At 63.8% G+C, this 13940-nt stretch carries 14 protein-coding genes; 1 reads left to right on the top strand and 13 read right to left on the bottom strand.

Annotated features, from left to right (window positions below; genetic code table 11):
- Positions 1-20: 20 nt before the first annotated feature.
- The 12 genes from AC07Y9_RS10285 to AC07Y9_RS10230 form a co-directional block, all read right to left on the bottom strand.
- A complete protein-coding gene (locus AC07Y9_RS10285; RefSeq protein ID WP_102681184.1) occupies positions 21-974 on the bottom strand; it encodes a peptidylprolyl isomerase in 954 nt (317 codons plus the stop codon).
- The gene (locus AC07Y9_RS10280) at positions 971-1519 is read right to left on the bottom strand and encodes a YbjN domain-containing protein (protein ID WP_102681185.1); all 549 of its coding nucleotides are present in this window, start codon (positions 1517-1519) and stop codon (positions 971-973) included. The genes AC07Y9_RS10285 and AC07Y9_RS10280 overlap by 4 nt, the downstream gene beginning before the upstream one ends.
- A gap of 20 nt (positions 1520-1539) precedes the next feature.
- Complete coding sequence (locus tag AC07Y9_RS10275) at positions 1540-2184, bottom strand: DNA repair protein (protein ID WP_102681194.1); 645 nt, start codon at positions 2182-2184, stop codon at positions 1540-1542.
- 48 nt (positions 2185-2232) lie between these two features.
- Positions 2233-3927 carry a putative porin gene (locus AC07Y9_RS10270; protein ID WP_102681186.1) on the bottom strand — a complete coding sequence of 565 codons (1695 nt, stop codon included), beginning with the start codon at positions 3925-3927 and terminating at the stop codon, positions 2233-2235.
- A 43-nt stretch (positions 3928-3970) separates the two neighbouring features.
- Complete coding sequence (locus AC07Y9_RS10265) at positions 3971-4678, bottom strand: energy transducer TonB family protein (RefSeq protein WP_053260994.1); 708 nt, start codon at positions 4676-4678, stop codon at positions 3971-3973.
- A gap of 3 nt (positions 4679-4681) precedes the next feature.
- A complete protein-coding gene (locus AC07Y9_RS10260) occupies positions 4682-5107 on the bottom strand; it encodes an ExbD/TolR family protein (RefSeq protein WP_007928991.1) in 426 nt (141 codons plus the stop codon).
- 11 nt (positions 5108-5118) lie between these two features.
- On the bottom strand, positions 5119-6948 hold the full coding sequence (locus AC07Y9_RS10255; protein ID WP_102681187.1) for a DUF2341 domain-containing protein: 1830 nt from the start codon (positions 6946-6948) through the stop codon (positions 5119-5121).
- Positions 6949-6968: 20 nt separating this feature from the next.
- Positions 6969-8630 carry a ShlB/FhaC/HecB family hemolysin secretion/activation protein gene (locus tag AC07Y9_RS10250; protein ID WP_256580997.1) on the bottom strand — a complete coding sequence of 554 codons (1662 nt, stop codon included), beginning with the start codon at positions 8628-8630 and terminating at the stop codon, positions 6969-6971.
- A gap of 74 nt (positions 8631-8704) precedes the next feature.
- On the bottom strand, positions 8705-9316 hold the full coding sequence (locus tag AC07Y9_RS10245; RefSeq protein ID WP_007928988.1) for a transposase: 612 nt from the start codon (positions 9314-9316) through the stop codon (positions 8705-8707).
- A gap of 373 nt (positions 9317-9689) precedes the next feature.
- Positions 9690-10292 carry a GNAT family N-acetyltransferase gene (locus AC07Y9_RS10240; RefSeq protein WP_102681189.1) on the bottom strand — a complete coding sequence of 201 codons (603 nt, stop codon included), beginning with the start codon at positions 10290-10292 and terminating at the stop codon, positions 9690-9692.
- A gap of 141 nt (positions 10293-10433) precedes the next feature.
- Positions 10434-10820 carry a hypothetical protein gene (locus tag AC07Y9_RS10235; RefSeq protein ID WP_102681190.1) on the bottom strand — a complete coding sequence of 129 codons (387 nt, stop codon included), beginning with the start codon at positions 10818-10820 and terminating at the stop codon, positions 10434-10436.
- Complete coding sequence (locus tag AC07Y9_RS10230; RefSeq protein ID WP_102681191.1) at positions 10814-12289, bottom strand: PAAR domain-containing protein; 1476 nt, start codon at positions 12287-12289, stop codon at positions 10814-10816. The genes AC07Y9_RS10235 and AC07Y9_RS10230 overlap by 7 nt, the downstream gene beginning before the upstream one ends.
- A gap of 423 nt (positions 12290-12712) precedes the next feature.
- Between AC07Y9_RS10230 and AC07Y9_RS10225 the strand changes: the two genes are divergently transcribed.
- Positions 12713-12976 carry a hypothetical protein gene (locus tag AC07Y9_RS10225; protein ID WP_062825742.1) on the top strand — a complete coding sequence of 88 codons (264 nt, stop codon included), beginning with the start codon at positions 12713-12715 and terminating at the stop codon, positions 12974-12976.
- Positions 12977-13161: 185 nt separating this feature from the next.
- Here AC07Y9_RS10225 and AC07Y9_RS10220 read toward each other — a convergent pair whose 3' ends face one another.
- Positions 13162-13797: a YajG family lipoprotein gene (locus tag AC07Y9_RS10220; RefSeq protein ID WP_256580998.1), complete on the bottom strand. Its 636-nt coding sequence runs from the start codon at positions 13795-13797 to the stop codon at positions 13162-13164.
- Positions 13798-13940 lie beyond the last annotated feature (143 nt).

The following is a 13940-nucleotide window of genomic DNA, read 5'->3' as shown; positions in this document are numbered from 1 at the left end:
GTAGCGGCCACACCGCTTGCCTAAAGCTTCTCCTCCAGCACCTTGTTCAACTGCGCGCCGTCGATACTCAGGGTCGCGGTGTCGAGCATGCCTTCCAGGTAGGCCTTGGCGATCTGTTCCTGGCGCTGCGCCCGCAGGGCCTGGGTCAGGCGTTCGCGCAACTCGTCCAGGGTCGCCGTGCGGGCCGGTTGCTGCTCGGTCAGCCTGAGCACATGAAAACCCGCCGCGCTCTGCACCGCATCGGACACCGCGCCGACCTTCAGGCGCGCCACCGCGCCGCGGACCTCGGGCAGCAGTTGCTGCAACGGCTGCAACCCGGAGTCGCCGCCACGCCGGGCGCTGTCGGGGTCCTGGGAATACTGGCTGGCCAGGGCGGCGAACTCGCCGGGGGCGGCCTGGGCCTTCTTGCTCAGTTCCTGGGCCTGCTTGCGTGTCGCCTCCAGCGCCTGCGGCTCATTCACCGCGAGGAAAATCTGGCTGACCCGGTACAAGGCCGGGGTCTGCCACTGCGCCTTGCCGGCGTCGTAGGCCTGCTGCAACTCGGCCTCGCTCGGGTAGCCGGCCGGCACCTGGCTGACTGAGCGCAAGTAGTCGCGAAAGACGATCTGTTCCGTGGCCACCTTGGTCTGCAAGGCCACCTCCGGACGCTGGCGCCAGCCCTGGGCGTCGGCCTGTTCGAGCACGGCCTTTTCCGCCAGGCGCGTGCGAATCCAGTTTTCCAGGGCCGGGCGATTGCCCCGCAGCTGCTCGCGGGACGCCTCGGGCAACGCCGCGAACAGCGCCTTGAGCTCCTCCGGCGCCACCCGCTGATTACCCAGGCGCGCCACCGCCGGGCCGTCGTCGACCGGGCTGGCTACCGCCACCCTGGGCTGTTGCGCCGCCACCGGATCGCTGCCCGGACGCACGCCCAGCCACACCGCCAGCGCCACCAGGGCCAGGGCGCCGACACCGACCACCAGGCTTGGCTTCTTCACTGCCCAGGCACCTCAACGACAGCCTCGGCGACGGCCTCGGGCGCTGCTTCAGGCATGGTTTCTGGCGTGGCTTGCGGCGTGGCTCGTGGCGTGGCTTCAGGCTGGGCCTGCAGGCGCGCGGCGTGCTGGCTGTAGTCGCGCAGGTAGACGATGAACTCCTGCAACAGCCGATCCCACAGTTCCAGCTGGCTGCGCAGGTGATCGTGGCCGACCCCGGCCACCACCACGTCCATTTCCATCACCAGGAACTCGCCCTGCACCGACAGCCGGGCAAAGCGCCGCGAGGCGTTCCACAGCTCGGCCAGGCCCGCCGGCAACTCGCCCTGGACTCGCAGCGCGCAGCTGAAGGTGAAGTCCACATAGCGGCCCTGTTCAACCCCCGCCGCGTTGCCGAAGCGCACGGCGTAGCCGATGCCCTGGCTGGCGCTGAGCAGTTGCACGATGCCGTTCTGGTCGGTCTGGTTGACCCGGTAGCCGGCGCCTTGCAGCAGCTCGGTGAGGCTCTGCGGGGTGACGCTGGCGATCAGTTGCGCTTGTTCAGTCATGCTCGATTCTTCCCTGGTATTCAGTGGGTGCTCGCTGCCCGTGGGGCATCGAACTGGGTTTTGTACAACTCGTCACCAAAGCCCTGGGCCAGTTCCTCGAACTTGACCCGGGCGCCGCCGGCGAAGGGCTGGCGGATTTTCATCACCTGTGCCACGTCGATCTTCTCGTAGGCCGCGAGGATCTCTTTGGCCACGCCATACATCTGCTGATTCTTGACCGAACATTGCTGCACTTGTGTGTCACGTTCGCTCAATTGCGCCTCAAGCCTGGCCCGTTCGGCCTCTTTGGCCCGGGCCATGACCAGCAGTTCGTCATAGGCCTTCTTGAACTTGCCGATCTGCTCGCTGCTGGCGGCCATCTGCGCCTGGGCCTGGCTGTGCAGGTTCTGCTGCTGGCCGGCCAGTTGCTCGGCGACGCCGCGGGCCTTGGCCAGGTCGGCGGTCAGTTGCTTGATCTGCGCCTGCGCCTGCTTGGCCTGGTTTTCGGCGGCGACACGGGCGGCGCTGGCCTGGGCCTGTTCGCTCTGCAGGGCCTGCAACTGCTGGGTGGTGCTGCGCAACTGGGTGCGCAAGCGCTCCTCCATGCCTTCGGCGCTGGCCCCGCTGGCCATCAGCACGCCCAGGGCCAACAACAGGCAGCGCCCTGCCCTGGCTCGCGTGTTCATCGCCGTGCTGTTCATAGCAAGACTGGTCATGACAATGCCCCTTGCGCCCTAGAAGCGCGTGTTGATTTCAAGCTGCAAGACATCGATGTCGAACGGCGCGCCGTACACCGCCTCGGAACTCAGCCAGCGGCCGGTGGCGAAGACGTTCTTGGCCAGGCCGTAGTTGCCGCCGAGGAAATAACCCTTGGCGTTGGTGCCGCCGAGGTGGAACGAGGAATCGTTGAAACCGTCAGGCAGCGCATCGGGCTGGATGTACTTGTAGCCGGCGAACAGGTTCCAGTCGCCCTGCCTGGCCAGCTCCAGGCTGTTGCCCAGGGTGAACTGCACCATCCAGGCGTTGGCGCCGCTTTCCAGCTCGCCATTGCTGTCCAGGTTGTTGACGATCTGGCCCGCGGAGCGCTTGCGCATCTCGCCTTCGTCGTAACCCAGGTTGTGGACGTAGTTGGCCTGGCTGCGCAGCTTGAAGTTCTCCGGCAGGTCGGCGTCCCACACCAGGTTCAAGTCCAGCAGGTTGAACTCCGAAGCCAGGCCGACGAACTGCGGCTGCGCGGTGGCGGCCGGGTTGAGCGGGTTGGGCGTGATGTCGCGCAACAGGAACACACTGTTGCCCTTCTGCATGAAGGCCACGCGGCTGCCGTCGCTGTCGCAGCCCGGGGCCCCGGCCCAGGGTTCGCAGGCACCGGAGCGCCGGCCCTCGATGTCGTCGAAGCGGTAGTAGGCCAATGCGCCCTTGAGCCGGTGGTTGCCGTTGATCGCCCAGTTGGCGCCGATCTGCGCGCCGTACAGCCATTTGTTGTCGCTTTCTTCCTTGTCGAAGCCGTTGCTGGTGGAGGTGTCGTTGGTGTACTCCACCGGGAACGCACCGACCGTACCGAACAGGCCCCAGTCGCGATTGAGCTTGTGGTTGAAGATCGCCGCCACGCCGTCGAAGTTCAGGTCGTTGGAATACAGCAGGTCGGTGGAGAAGAACGGGTTGGCGATCCGCCCGCCGGTCAGGGTCAGCGCGTCGGTGGCCTTCCAGGTCAGGTAGCCCTGGTCGAGCCAGATGTCCTTCTTGCCGAACCCGCCGCCCAGGGTCTGGGTGGTGGACACCGGGTTGTTGTCCGAGCCGGTGCCGATGCGGATGCCGGCGGTCCAGTCCTGGGCGACCTGGGCCTTCATGCCCAGCCGGGCGCGCAGGCGGAACAGGTTCTCGCGGTCCTCGCGGGTGTTGAGCAAGGGCGGCAGGTTGGAGCTGCTGTTGGGGTTGACGTCGTACGGGCCCTTGTCGTTGAGCTTGGCGAAGTCGACGATTTCGTTGCTGTTGCTGCCCGAGTAGTAGCGCGACTCGTCGCGCAGGCGAATGTCGCCGTCGAAACTGATGCGCGACACCCAGTCCGGGAAGGTATTGGGCTGGGCCCAGTTCTCCTGCTTGGCGGTGGCCATGACCTCGGCCTTGACCTGGTCGCGGATCTGGTCGCGGACGATGGCCGGCACGTATTGCACCCGCACATCCCCCGGCGTTGCCGCCGGCCCTGCCGCCACCGCGGTGCTGGCCTGGCGCGCCTGCTGCGCTTCGCGCTCGGCCTGGGCGATCAGGCCGTCGGCCTGTTCCTGTTTCAGCACGCCCTGCTGCACCAGCAAACGGATCAGATTGATTGTGGCGTTTTCCGAGGGCGCAGCGGGCGCGGCCGCTACCGGTCCCACCAGGGTCGCGATGACCATGCCGATCGCCAGGGACAATCGATTCACGTTGGAAATCATTTGCACACAGCTCCTTTTGGCAAAACTTGCATCAGTCGTTCGGTTAACCCGGACGCCGCCCCTGCAGGGACAGGCGTACAGGCAAGGTCAGGGAGGCCGGTGGCCGCTCCGTCAAATGCGCCGCGCCGCGCAAGGCGGCCAGCACCTGGGTGTCGATTTGCGGGTTGCCGCTGGACTTGACCAGCTCGACCCGGGTGATCTCGCCGACGGCGCTCAGCCAGACGTCGGTTTGCAGCGAAAAGGCCTGGTTGCGCAGGTCCGGGTTTTCCCGCAGCACGCGCTGGAAGGTGAAGGCCAGGAACTGGCTGTAAGTGCCGTTGCCCAGGCGCCCACCGCCGGAGCCGGCCATGCCGCCGCCCTTGCCGGCGCCGATGTTGAAAGCGTCGCTGCCGGCCTGGGCATCGCCATCCATCTGCATCGGGTTAGCCAGGTCGTCCACCGGCGACGGCGGCGCCTCTTCCTCGGGCTTGACCTGCTCCGGCTCCGGGGTCGGTTCCGGTTCGGGCACCTTCTCCTCGACCGGCGGCTCCGGCTCCTTGGGTTTTTCCGGTGGCGGTGGCGGTGGTGGCGGCAACGGGATGATGGTCGGCACCTTGGGCGCCTCGCGGCGCACCCCGCTCATGTCGTTGGCCCACTGCCAGAGCAGCCAGGCGGCGCCGGCCCCCAGCAGCAGGCCCACGCCCCACTTGAGCAGGCGCGGCGCCGTGCGGTTTTTCACTGGCGGCAACTGGATAGGTTGTTGTGCGGTCATGGCTCAGCCCTGGCTCGGTTTGCCGGTGACCAGCCCGACCTGGGACAGCTCCAGCCGGCGCAACAGGTCCAGGACCTCGATGACCTTCTGGTACTGCACCGTGGCGTCGCCGCGCACGATCACCGGGAAGTCCGGGTTCAGGGCCTTTTCCATGCGCAGGCGTTCTTCCAGCTCCGGCAGCGTCACCGGGTAGGCGTCGAGGAATACCTGGCCGCCGTCGTTGACCGAGATCGCCTTGGTCTTGGCCTCGGACAGCGACACCGAAGCGCTGGCCTTGGGCAGGTTGATCTGGATCCCGGAGACCTGGGCGGTGGCGGTGAGGATGAACATCACCAGCACCACCATCAGCACGTCCACCAGGGGCGTGATGTTGATGCTGTCCACTGGCGCGTCGTCATCGTCGTCGTGGGAGGCGTTCACAGAAGCCATGGCGTTTCTCCTCAGGCCGGCACGCTGGCGTTATGAGCCCGCGCGGGCGCGGCTTCACTGGACTGGCTGGCGCCATGCAACTCGGCCAGGCGGGTGATGAACTCGTCGACGAACACCCGCATGTCGGCGCTGACTTCCTTGTTGCGGGTGATCAGCCGGTTGTAGCCAAACAGCGCCGGGATCGCGACGAACAGGCCCATGGCGGTGGCCAGCAGGGCCGCGGCCATGCCCGGGGCGATGGCGTTGATGTTCACGTCGCCGGCCATGGCTGTGCCGAGGAACACCACCATGATCCCCAGCACCGTGCCCAGCAGGCCGATGTAGGGCCCGCCGGCGATAGCGTTGGAAAGGGTCGAGAGCTTGGAACCGAGCTGCTGGTTCTCGCGGGTGCGCACGCCGTCCATGGAGCAGCGGATGGCCTCGATGGTCGCCGCCGAGACCGACGAGGTGTCGGCGCCCTGCTCGCGGCGGGTGCGAATCTCCTGGACCGCCACCTGGTACAGGCGCCACAGCGAGGAATGCTCCAGGCGCTGGGCCAGCTCGCGGTCGTCGGCGAACATTTCCAGGCGGGTGCCGACCCGGGCGAACTGCTCGCGGAACAGCTGGTTGGCACTGCTGACGCGGCCGACCATGCGATTCTTGCGGATCATGATGATCCACGACTGGAACATCATCAGCACCAGCACCGCGATGATCACCCAGGCGTCCACCGGCACGGCCTTGAGCAAAAAGCCCAGGCTGCCGAAACCGAAGCCCGACTGTTCTTCATCGACGCCGTACACCACCAGCTTCGACTCGGCGCCCTGGGCCACGGCATCGGCCAGCAGCAGGCCGGCGGGACGGGCCACCTTGGACAGGCGCAACTCGTCGATGGCGCCATTGAACGGCAGGAAGGCACTGGCCTCGGCCTCGGCCGCTGCCCCTGGCGTTGATGCCGGCGGCAAATCGGCGCCGATGGCCAGCGGCGAATTGAACGCTGGCAGCGCCACCGCCAGGCGGGCGCTTTCGCGGCCATTGACCAACAATGCCAACTGGCTGCCCTGGGCGGTCAGGGCCAGGTGCTGCCACTGCCCGGGGTTGAGCGGCTGGGTCGACACCGCGCGCTGGCCGTCGACCTCGACAAAAGGCACGCCCTGGTTGACCCCGATCAGCAGGCTGCTGGCCCCTTCACGCCGGGCCAGCAGCAACTGCTCGCCGCTGGCCTGGTCCAGGCGCAGCCAGGCACTGAAGGTAAAGGCGCCGTCGGCGGTGTGTTGCAGCGACGGGCTGGCCGGCAACAGCAGCGGCTGGCCGTTGAACTGCAAGGCCCGGCCGATGACCCCGTCGATGCTCGCGCCGGTGGCGTTCTGCGCATGGTTGCCGTAGGCCGTGGTGTCCTTGGCCGGGGTGCCGTTGGCGCCGTCGAAGTGATAGAGGGCGATGTAGTTCGGGTCGAAGGTCAGCTGGCCGTTGGCGGTGGCCGGGGCCTTCTGGTTGCCGTAGTACATCCAGATGTCCTGGCGCTGGCCGCCCTCCACGTTCGGCACATCGACCCAGACCAGGGCCATGCCCATCAGCGGGTCGAAGCTTTCGATCTGGTGGTTGAACACGGTCTTGTCATCGGCGCTGACGAAACGCAGGTCGGAGCCGTCTTCCTTGACCCCGTCGAAGCTGAAGTTGCCGGTGTGCAGGCGCACCAGCAGCGCGGTGCGGCCCAGGGCCTGGTTGATGGCCGCGCCTTGCGGCGTGGTGTCGATCGAGATCTGCTTGCGGTAGTGCCAGTCGTCCTGCCACCACGCCTGGGCGGTCGCCGGGAGCACTAAGCCCAGGCAGATCAACAGGGAAATCAGTAAGCGCTGCATGAAAGTTACTCCGTGAAAGATCAAAACGTCGCCTGCACACTGAAGTGCACGCGCGAGTCCTGTTTCTGGGTGTTCGGTCCATCAAGCAGCGGGTAACCCCAGTCCAGGCTGCCGGAAAGCCATTTGCTCAAGCTGGCGCGGGTGCCCAGGCCGACGCTGGCCAGGCTGTAGTCGGCCTCCTGGTCGGGAAGCTCGTCGCGCAGGTACATCCGCGCGCCTTCGGCGAAGGCATAGAAGCGCCATTCGTTGACATAGCCACCCAGGTACTTGGCCAGGGACGGCGTGCGCAGCTCCTGGGAAAACAGGTAGCCGTCGTCACTGGTGCGCTCGGCCGCCAGGTAGCCGCGCACCGAGGTGGCGCCGCCGGCGGAGAACTGCTCGTTGGACACCAGCGGCCCCGAAGCCAGCTGGAAGGCCGCCTTGGACCCGGTCTGCCAGTCGTTGGCGAAGGTGTAGGTGTAATTCAGGTCGCCCTTGAGCACGGCGAAACTGGGGTTCGCGCGGTAGCGCTTGTAGTCGAAGTCTTCGTCCGAGCTGCCATAGCCGAACAGGCTGCGGGTGCCGGCCACCAGGCTCAGGCCGAGGCCCAGCTGGGAGGTCTCGGTGTAGCGGAAACCGTTGTAGGCGAAGGTGAACGGCGCGTACTTGAGCGGCACCTTGTCGCTGTCGCCGCCCAGGCTCAGCTCCTCCTCGAAGTCCTTGAAGTCCACCCCGACCGAGAACGAATTGGCCCAGCTGCCGCTGGCCGGCAGGCTATAGATCAGCGACAGGCCGTAGGAATGGCCCTTGCCCAGCACGTTGCTGCCGCCGATGGTGGCGACGTTGCTGTCGGACTGGTAGCCGGCGAACTGCAGGCTCCAGCGCTCGTTCAGCGGCGCGGTGTAGGAACCGGACCAGACCTTGGCGTTGTCCTGATCCTCGGGCGCGGTGAAATAGGTCAGGGAAATGCTGTGGCCCAGCTGCCAGAGGTTGTTGTAGCCCAGGCTAGTGACCGCCCGCAGGTGCTTGGTGTCGGCGCTGTAGTCGTTGTTCAGGCCGACGCTGGCCTGCCACGGGTTCTGGTCTTCCACCTGCAGGTCGACGTCCATGGTGCCGGGGCGCTGGCCTTCGCGGACCAGCGGCATGACCTGGCGCCCGGGGGTCTTGTTCAGGCTCGCCAGCTGGCCCTGGACCTTGGCGAAGTCCGGCACCTCGCCTTCCTGCAGCGCCGGCACCTCGTCGCGGATTTCCACCGGCGAATAATGCTTGGCCCCCACCACCCGCACCCGCCCGACCTTGGTCTCGCTGACCTGCAGGTAGACGATGCCGTCCTCGACCTTCTGCTCCGGCAGCTCGACGAACACCGACTGGTAGCCGCGGGCCTGGTAGACCTTCTGCAAGGCATCGCGGGCGCCCTCGATATCGCTCAGGGCTTTCTGCGGGCCGAGGAAGGGATACACCGCTTCTTCGATGGCCCGGGCATCGAGCACAGTGTTGCCGCGCACGAAGTACTCATTCACATCCACCAGCCGCGCGGGCGCGGCCTCGCCTTGCGCCGCGCCGCCTTGCACCGGTTCGCCCTCCACCGGGCCGCCCTCCTCGGCCAACAACGGCTGGCTCAGCGCGACCAGCGCCAGCCAGCCGCACACCGGCAGCCAGCGCCTGGTCGGCCCCGGCCGCCCCCTATCGAACAGATGCTCCACACCGCCCCCTAGATTTCCAAGAATGTCCAACCGCGTCGAAACCGCCGTCGCCGTCTGTACGGCGTTTGGCCGCCTCAATTGCTCAAGGTCGATGTCGTGGCGTGCTTGGCCAGCCAGCTGTGCAGCAGCGCGAAGTTCAACGAGAACTCAGGCATTTGCAGCAAGGCGCCACAGAACACTTCACCGATGATTTTCTGGATCAGCAGCACCGCCCGCGCGTCGTTCAACAGCGTGGCGATATCGCGGCTCAGCACGCCGAGGCTCCAGACCTTGTGGTTCAGGTCCAGGCCGACGAACCAGCGAAACAGCAGGTTGTAATTGAGCTGCTCGTACAACTGCTGCTCGCCGGGCACCGAATACAGCAGCTGCAACAGCAGGATGTGCATCACCGTGCGTGGGGCGATAAGCATGCCGGGCTCGGCATCCAGGCCCTGGAGAATGTCGCGGTGCTGGTCGAGCAAGGCGTCGATCTGCGGGCGCAGCAACACCAGCGAATGGCCCGGCGGGATGTAGCTCGACACCTCCTTCAAGGCGCCCTGCCAGTCATCCTGGGAAACGATCCAGACCCACGGCGCACCGTAGCGATAGACCGACACCGGCTTCTTGCGCGCGGCCTCGACGATCTTCGACAGCCGCTGGTCCAGCTCCTGCATGCCCACTTTCGCGTAGCGTTCCATAGTCCCCATCACCTCACTCCCGGCGTCCCGCCTCGGCTCAGAACAGTGGCCAGAAGGCCCCCTCAAGCGCGTCACATATCCATGACGGGACTGGCGAAGTGCTACCGAACTTTTGTCACAAAAGCTTCATTCAGGAGAGGGAGGGACTTGTCCGAGATGCCCAGGAACACCTGCGCACCCGACTAGGAAATACGGGATGGCGGCCTGCAGGAAAGACGGGGGAATCGGCGAGACAGCCCGCAGAAAAGCAGGCTGGAGAAGACTGGGGGCCCGCGTTCATCGGCAAGCTAGTCCGGAGACCTGCAGGAGCGGCCTGTCGGCGCTCGATTGTCCGCGATAGCGTCGGCACTGTCGCGGGTGATGCTAGATGGGGTACAACCCCCTACAAAAACTGCCCGTCTGGCAGGCCCAGATCGATAACCCCACTGGCCAATGCCGAAGCCACCGCCCTGGCCTTCGCCGAAAGCAGCCGCAACAGCACGACCTTCCCCAGCGTATCGCTGCGCAACGCCCCGTCGTGCCGGTTACCGATCAGGACCACATCCGGCGCAATCGTCCAACCGCCGGCCCGGGCATAAAAAGGAACCAGCGGCGGATCGCAGGTAAAGACGCCAATATCGAGATGGCTGTGTTCCATGCAGCGAGTGGCCGCGGCGACTGTCCTCAGCCCCAGGCCTTGGCCCTGACAGTCGGGATCGGTCATGACACAGCTGAGCCCGCCAATCTCGAAGGTATCGCCGCCATGTTCGATGGTCTTCATGACAACGGCGGCATAGCTGACCACCCTGTCAGGCGCGCAGATATAAAACGAGAATGCGTCGAACACAGGATCGTGCAGCGCTGCGACCGCCGCTTCTTCAGGCGCGTCCGGCTCGGGATAGACCCGCTGCTGCAACAAGGCAAATGCTTGCTGCAAGGCTGAAGAGGCCCGGTTGTAGGCAATAGCATCGACAGCCCCCGGTTGCGAGGGCTTGAGGTCTGTCATGGGTTTGTCCTTGTCTGGAATGACCTGGTGGATACAGCGATATGCTTGCATGCCGGTTTACTGAAATTGATCAGACAGGATGGTATTTCCCATACTGAACATGAAAAGCGCTCGCTCGGCAGTCGCTCCTTATAGTTGTATTTAACCTCTAAGAATTTTGACTGCGATAACTTCCAAAAAAAGACTCACCAACAACACCCATCCGATGTACTGCAACATAAGCAATCGCCCCTTGAGAGGCTCCGGAAAGTTCTCGATATCCCCCTTGTCCAACGCCCCATGCTTAATGAGATATTTCGAGAACAACAAACAGTTGCCCACTCCCGCCACCATCATCATCTTCCCCCAAGGCCCCATGAATAGATAAAACCGATAGCTATTGATCAGCGAGCAGTTCTTGACCGCCTCCAGAATGCTATCCATGCGGGTATAGCCTAAATAAAAGTAGTACCCAATCAGGGTAAACATTCCGAGAAACGTAACTCCAATAAACACACCCAGAACAATATGCGTTGTGATGATTACCATGTATTTACTCCCTCATAAATCAACTCTCCCAAAAACTCTCCGGCTGACTCTCCGCCTTTAGTGGCAAAGTAGCTCCCACCACCTGCCACAACCAAGCCACAGACTACAGAGCCAATACCACCCGTAGGGACTCCAATAGCCAAACAAACTCCTCCCGCGCCACCCAGACCGATTAATCCCCCCAAAACGGCACCACCGGCCACTCCCCCCGTAAAGCTTCCGGCTTCTGTAAGCCGTACCTTCTCACAAGCCTCCTTACTCCCCGCTGAGCAAACATCCTGAACCTTCACATAAGACGCTCCACCACCCAATGCTGTCCCAAGCCAACCGCCCCACTTTAGAATCCTGGAGGCTCGGGAAACACCTTCAATATGCGTTGCATATCCCGGTATCTGCCCCACCGCGCCCGCCTGGGTCCAGCGATGCACCAGACTCCGACTGGAGATCCCCAAGGCACTCTTAAGGCTGGGGTGATCGGGAAAGGCAATGCTCATTTTTGTAATGGACAGCAGGCTAGCGTCCAACTGTGCAAACAGCTTTCTCCTTTCACTGAAGAACTCAACGCTGCGCAGATGCCCATCCCGCAGAAAGAACTTCTGATGAAGCGCTTCGATATCCAGCAAGGTTCTTTTCAGGCCATCCATATGATTGCCCGCGGCCGCCGCCCCCACGTTTAATGCCGTTGAGCCATAGGACAGTATCGATTCAACCTGCGCCCGGTACTTGAGCATAAAGGCCGCTTCCTCATCGCTCATGGACGCCAACACCGCGCTGACCTTCTCCGCCGCTTCCATCAGCAGCGCTTCTTCGCGAGTGCACTGGTAGTTGTCAGGATGACTGAGCACGACGAGTTGCCCAGGCTTGGCATCGTTTGAGAGTTGAGGATTGAGCCGGCGAAATTTCTCCAGCACAGCTTCATCGGCCTGACCGAACAGCACCGTCTCCAGCGCCGCTCGGCTCATGGGCGTTTGCACGATATGAAACCCCGGCTCTACCAGATGCTGCGTGTCCTGCACGGACAGCGGCGGTGAAACGATATCGCCATGAGCAACGCTCAGGCCGCGCACCTGATCCCGCGGCACCGCATCGGCAAACTCGTTTTGCGGGTAGCCCTTATGAATGGCGTCGGCCCATCGTTGGGTATTGATCACCGCCGGCCCGACGCAATCGCTGTCGAGCGGGATGGTCGGCTGATTCCCGGAGCAGACCGTCCACTGGGTCGCGATAAGCCGATTGGCCCCGCTCGGACAGCCGCATTGCACCAGGCCGCCCTCCACCGCCGTGGCTTGCTGGTCATCCACCCAGGTGTGATGGCCTTCGGCGATAAAACCGACCGTCTGACATACCGGGCACCAGACCGGGTCGGCAATGCGGGCGACCCGTTGATTCACGACAAAGGTGGTGGCCGAGCCGGCAATGACCTTGCCGCCGGTTGTGGTGGGGTCGCCTTCCCTGATGACAAAAGCCATGGCGTACGTTCCTGGTGAGGGATGGGCCCTCGAACGTAACGACGCATAATCGACTGCTGAATCAGGCGATCCTGAAAAGCTTGCCCCTCTGAAACCCGCGCAGAACAAAGGACAACGGACGGCGATTGGCCCTACACAACTTGCAGAAAGTGCTGACTTGTCCGCCCCGGAAACCGCGTCCTATATTCCTTGCTCGCCCATAAGGCGACCGGGTTTGGCGACCTGGCCACTCATCTACAAGCAGTCACGCTTGCAATCTTTGCCATCGAGCCTTTATGTTCGCGGCGATCTTTTATGGCGGCTGTGCGCGGGAGATCTTCGGATCTGCCGATTTGTGGATGGTCGGTTCGCCAACCTGCGTGCAGCTGCCACCCTTTCGTTTGGCGACGACGGCAGCTCCTCTCATCCGCGAAGGAGTACCCCATGAACAAGCAATACATCCCCCTCACGGGCATCGACAGCCTCATCCCCTGCCTGCTGATCGACAAAAACACCCCACTCGACGTCCTCCACGCCAACAGCGCAGCCCGCCTGCTGGCCGTTACCCAAGTGCTGGAAAGCCTCGCCCGCCTCGACCTGAAAGACGCCGACGGAACCGACCTGCAACACCTGGCCAACGCCGGCGCCATCCTGCTGCGTGATAGCTGCGACCTGCTCGACGTCATGGGCTGGCGCCTGCAGGCCTGACACCCGGTACCTGTAGCCGCTGCCGCAGGCTGCGATCGACTGCGCAGCAGGCGCAAGGTTTTGGGATCGCTGAAGGCCTTCGGCCTTATCGCAGCCTGCGGCAGCGGCTACAGAGCAAGCGTCGGGAAACTAAGCGCTCGGGGCCCCATCAACCTGCGGGCGCCCGGCAATTGAACGACCTGGATTCAGAGCTGCTTGGCCATGGACTCGCTGATGGCCTGTAAACCAGCCTCGGTGATTAGTTTCCAGTCATTCTCGGTAATCATCTGCATGCCTTCGCGTTTCAAGGTCTTGACCTCGACAGGCGCGGACGCGCTACCGGTGTCCACCTTCAGGTGCGATTTGTTGTTCACCGCAACGGAGAACGCACCCGGCGACATCCATGACCAGAACTCGACCACATGCACGGTGATGGTCCTGGCGTCCGGCGCTTGCTCGGTGCTCGGCACCACTTGATAGCCGGCTTTGCCATAGGCTGCGCCGATGCTCTTGGCAATCAGCGCGCTGACCTTGACGCCCTCCGGCAACAGCACATCGCCCAGGCCCATGCCATAGCTATTGCGCTTGCGCGCAATCGCGCGCTCGGTGATCGCCTTGTCGTCGATCTCGCCATTCTTCAGCGAAGGAATGTCGGCACTGCGCGGATCGGCTTCAAAACGACGCTCGTCGAGCACATTGATCACCACCTTCTGGCCGTTGCCACTGGCCACTTCAGGTCCATCGATGCCCACCACCGAACGGCTGGTGGCGCAGCCGAACAAGGCCGTGGCAACCAGCAGCAAGCTTGCGAGTTTCAGGTATTTCATGGCGACTTCAATCATTGGCATCCATCCGGTTCCGATTCAGAAAACAAGGTCGCCCGACGCCCCCAGGGTATTCGGGCGACGCAGGATAATGTGCAGAGCCATTAAATTGCCACTATCCAAATCATAAATCATCGCAAAGGCGGCGACCGACCACCGCT

The sequence above is a fragment of the Pseudomonas sp. GW456-L12 genome (assembly GCF_059424045.1).
This window is presented reverse-complemented; position numbering and strand designations above follow the sequence as displayed.